The organism is Intestinibacter sp. (assembly GCF_022780145.1).
In the GTDB taxonomy this organism is placed as follows: Bacteria; Bacillota; Clostridia; order Peptostreptococcales; family Peptostreptococcaceae; genus Intestinibacter.
Window position 1 is genome coordinate 1 of the sequence record NZ_JALEXO010000202.1, and the last position, 4,056, is coordinate 4,056.

Consider the following 4,056-nt stretch of genomic DNA (forward strand, 5'->3'; position numbering starts at 1 on the left):
CGTCTAGCTCATCACTTGCCATCTGCATAGCTCTTTTTACACCGAAGCAAAGGCCCGCGTTTTTAGCAATTTTAATTTCCATTTACGACCTCCTTATTATAAATCACCGTTTGAAAGCTTATGGTAATTGTCTTTTATAACGTCCATTATCTCCCCAGCTATCTTTTCGTGATCTTCGCTAGTGAGCTTTTGTTTGTAGTATTGTTCTAAAGAAATTGGCTCTCCAAAATAAACCTTTGCTTTACTAAATAGCTTATAGCTTGAGTAAATTGTACATGGGACTACGACAGCCTTTCCTTTTATTGCAAATAATGAAATTCCAGCCTTTGCATCGCTAAAATCCTCACCCTTAGTTCTAGTTCCCTCTGGAAACATAACAAGTGCGTACTCGTTTTTTATATATTTAAGAATTCTCTTTATAGTGTTAAGTCCTGGATTTTCTCTATTAATTGGTATTATTTCCAATTTATTTAATACGAGTGATAGTAATTTATTTTTGAATAATTCCTCTTTTCCTATAGCTGTCATTTTTCTTTTTTTATTTACAGCACATGCGACAAATATAGGGTCAAAATTAGATTTGTGGTTTGCTGCAATAATTGTCTTTCCCTCGCTAGGTATGTTTTCTATACCTATTACTTCAAATTTAAAAAAAGTTTTTGTAAATGCTCTAAAGAGCTTAAGTACAAAATTATAAAAAGTCAAATTTATCTCTCCTTTAATCTATTTAATTTTTTCTAAAACAGCTTCTACAACTTGGTCTATGCTTTTGCCTGTTGTATCTATTTCTATAGCATCCTCTGCTTTTACTAGAGGTGCAAATTCTCTATTTGAATCTATTTCGTCTCTTCTTATTATGTCGTTTATTATATCTTCTAAAGTCCCTTCGTATCCTTTTTCCTTTAATTCTATGTAGCGTCTTTTTCCTCTCTCTTCAGGAGTGGCTACTAGATAGAATTTGTAGTCTGCATTTGGAAATACGTAAGATCCTATATCTCTACCGTCTAGTATTACTGCGTTGTCCTTTCCTATTTCTCTTTGTAAGTCCACCATTAGATATCTTACTTCTTTTATTTTTGCTACATCAGATACATTTTTGCTTACATCTAAAGTTCTTATTTCGTCGTTTACTATTTTTGAGTCTAAATATATGTTGTTATCTCTAAAGTCGATTGATGTAGATTTTGCCATTTCAACTACTGCTTTTTCATCCTTTACATCTACATCGTTTTGTAAGCATTTTAAAGTTACTGCTCTGTACATAGCTCCTGTGTCTATGTAGTTTATATTTAATTTTTTAGCTATTATCTTAGCTATTGTACTTTTGCCTGCTCCTGCAGGTCCGTCTACTGCTATTATTATATTTTTCATGATTTATCTCCTATTTTAAAAATTTACTCTAAACTAAGTCCTGCTAAATAACCTGTAGAAAATGCTATTTGCAAATTATATCCTCCTGTCTCAGCATCTAAATCTAGTAATTCTCCTGTTATAAATAGGCCATTTATCTTTTTAGATTCTAAAGTAGATGCATCTACTTCCTTAGTGCTTACTCCACCAGAGGTTACCATCGCAGCCTTAAATCCCATAGAGGATGTTATTGTTAGCTTCATATTTTTTATATTTTCGACTACTGCATTTTCATTTTCTTTAGTAAGTGAATTTCCTTTGATCTCGCTTAAATTTAATATATTTAGAAGCTCCTTTATAAAATTCTCTGGAAGTATTGTCTTTAGGCTATTTGCGATATTTTTATTTGGATTATTTCTTATTAAGCTGACTATTTCATCCTTTGATATATTTGGTAAAAAGTCTATAAATACCTCTACGTGTTCTCCAGCTAGCTGTTTATTTATATAAGAATCTATTATCAATACAACTGGTCCGCTTATGCCGAAATGGGTAAATATCATATCTCCTGTTTTGGATATTTTTTTCTTCTTGATTTTAGTAGATATATTTACACCGCTCATAGATATACCCTGAAGGTTTTTAACCCAATCTTCCTTTGTCTTTAATGGACATAGGGCTGGTAGTGTTTTAGTTATAGTATGTCCGTATTTTTGTAAAATCTCGTACATATTTCCATCAGAGCCTGTATGAGCGTAACTTTTACCACCAGTAGATAATATTACTCTGTCTGCATATATATTTTCGCTGTCGTTTAATACGACACCTTTTACAGTATTGTCTTCTATTATCAAGTCTGTCACTCTTTTATTATACAATACTTTTACTTTTTTTCTAGATAAGTCCTCTTCAAAGCCCCTTATAAGATCGAGCGCCTTGTCGTTTTTAGTGTATATTTTAGAGTCGTGTTGTTCTTCTATTTTATACTCTACATTTATACTATCTAAGTAGCTTAGCAAATCCTCGTTTGTAAATGAGTAAAAGCTGCTGTATAAAAATTTACTGTTGTTTACAATCTTATCGAAAAAATCTTCTATATATCTGTTATTTGTAATATTACATCTGCCTCCACCAGTAAGTCTTAGCTTTTTGCCTAGAGCTTCATTTCTCTCTATTAATATTACTTGGTGATTGTTATTTGCAGCGCTTATCGCCGCCATTATTCCAGAAGGTCCGCCTCCTACAACTATTACTTTAGCCATTATATCCTACTCCAATGCACTGTTTTCTAATTTTTCTTCTTTTATAATATGTGTAGTATCGTTCATTTTCATAACTACAGGACCGTAATCTCTAAGCTCTACTATATTTAAAGCTGTATTTCCTTGATTTAATCTGTAGATATTTTCAACTGGTGAATTTAAAAATGATAAAAGCATAATTCTAGCACATAGTGAGTGAGTTACTAATACTATGTGTTTTCCGTCGTATTTTTCATTTATTTCTTTTATAAAGGCATCTGTTCTCTCTTTTATTTGATCTAGAGTTTCACCTTGAGGAATTCTAGCTAAATGTGGTTCATTTCTCCATTGACGATATAATTTAGGATCTTCTTCCATTATGTCTTTTATGAGTCTACCTTCCCAAGTACCGAAGTTCATTTCTCTTAGAGCTTCAGTTTTTTGGACCTCTACGTTTAATTTATTTCCTATAATCTCAGCAGTTTGATAAGCTCTCCCTAAGTCGCTACTGTAGATGTAATCTATTGGATATTTTGTCATGCTGTTTGCTAAAAGCTCTGCTTGTTCTACTCCTTTAGCTGTTAAATCTGAATTTCCATGGCCTTGAGTTTTGCCGAGGATATTCCATTCAGTTTGTCCGTGTCTAACTATATATAATGTATTTGTCAAAAATTTCCACTCCTTTATTATTTCTTCTCAAATTTTAATTATATCATAAAACATCGAAAAAAAACTATCTCACTATAAGTTTAATGAGATAGTTTTTTATTTAAAGCCATTTATTGCTTGAAATTCTTCTATTTCTTATTCTCTTAGAAACTGATTTGCTTAAAAGCGTATAAATTACAGAGCTTAGAGGAATAAAAAGTATCATTCCCACAATACCCATTAGCTTAGAGCCTATCGTGATCACGACTATTACCCATATAGGTGGAAGTCCGATTGATTTACCTACAACTCTAGGATATATTAAATTACCTTCGATTTGTTGAAGTACTGCAAATAAGATTGCAAATACAACTACTTTTATAGGTTCCACCATAACTATAAGTATAGAAGCTATAATAAAAGCTATGCAAAGTCCAAATATTGGTACTAATGCCATGATAGATATCATCACACTTATAAGTAATGCATAAGGAATTCTAAGTATTACCATGCAGATAAAGAACATACATCCAAGTATTATACATTCTATACATTGGAATGTGAAGAAATTAGTAAAAGTCTTATGTGTAAGCTTTCCTACTTCTATCATTTTGTCGACTGTTTTTTCAGGTAAAAATGCATATAGTAATTTTTTAAGCTGTATGCTGAGTTTTTCCTTTGAAATAAGTATGTAAGCTGCGAATATGAAGCTTATTACTGTGCTTACTATACCTGATACTACTCCTGAAACTACGCCAAAGGTAGATGTAAATAAGCTTCCAAATGAATTTTTAACAAAGCTCAATGCCTTATTGCT

At 31.8% G+C, this 4,056-nt stretch carries 5 protein-coding genes; all 5 read right to left on the reverse strand.

All coding sequences use genetic code 11. The annotated features are described in order from the left end of the window. Positions 1 to 96: 96 nt before the first annotated feature. On the reverse strand, positions 97 to 705 hold the full coding sequence (locus MR593_RS07890; RefSeq protein WP_290691664.1) for a lysophospholipid acyltransferase family protein: 609 nt from the start codon (positions 703 to 705) through the stop codon (positions 97 to 99). 18 nt (positions 706 to 723) lie between these two features. Next, positions 724 to 1,371 (reverse strand): (d)CMP kinase, encoded by a 648-nt coding sequence (gene cmk / locus MR593_RS07895; protein ID WP_290691665.1) that lies wholly within the window; start codon positions 1,369 to 1,371, stop codon positions 724 to 726. A 23-nt stretch (positions 1,372 to 1,394) separates the two neighbouring features. Continuing rightward, positions 1,395 to 2,612 (reverse strand): NAD(P)/FAD-dependent oxidoreductase, encoded by a 1,218-nt coding sequence (locus tag MR593_RS07900; RefSeq protein ID WP_290691667.1) that lies wholly within the window; start codon positions 2,610 to 2,612, stop codon positions 1,395 to 1,397. A gap of 6 nt (positions 2,613 to 2,618) precedes the next feature. Then, positions 2,619 to 3,260 (reverse strand): histidine phosphatase family protein, encoded by a 642-nt coding sequence (locus tag MR593_RS07905; RefSeq protein ID WP_290691669.1) that lies wholly within the window; start codon positions 3,258 to 3,260, stop codon positions 2,619 to 2,621. A 100-nt stretch (positions 3,261 to 3,360) separates the two neighbouring features. Further along, positions 3,361 to 4,056 (reverse strand): AI-2E family transporter (locus MR593_RS07910; RefSeq protein WP_290691670.1); only part of this gene is annotated, 696 nt, incomplete at its 5' end.

Excerpts from the sequence above, each read along its gene's own strand:
- cmk (WP_290691665.1), bottom strand. The coding sequence starts at position 1,371 with ATGAAAAATATAATAATAGCAGTAGACGGACCTGCAGGAGCAGGCAAA.
- MR593_RS07900 (WP_290691667.1), bottom strand. The coding sequence starts at position 2,612 with ATGGCTAAAGTAATAGTTGTAGGAGGCGGACCTTCTGGAATAATGGCG.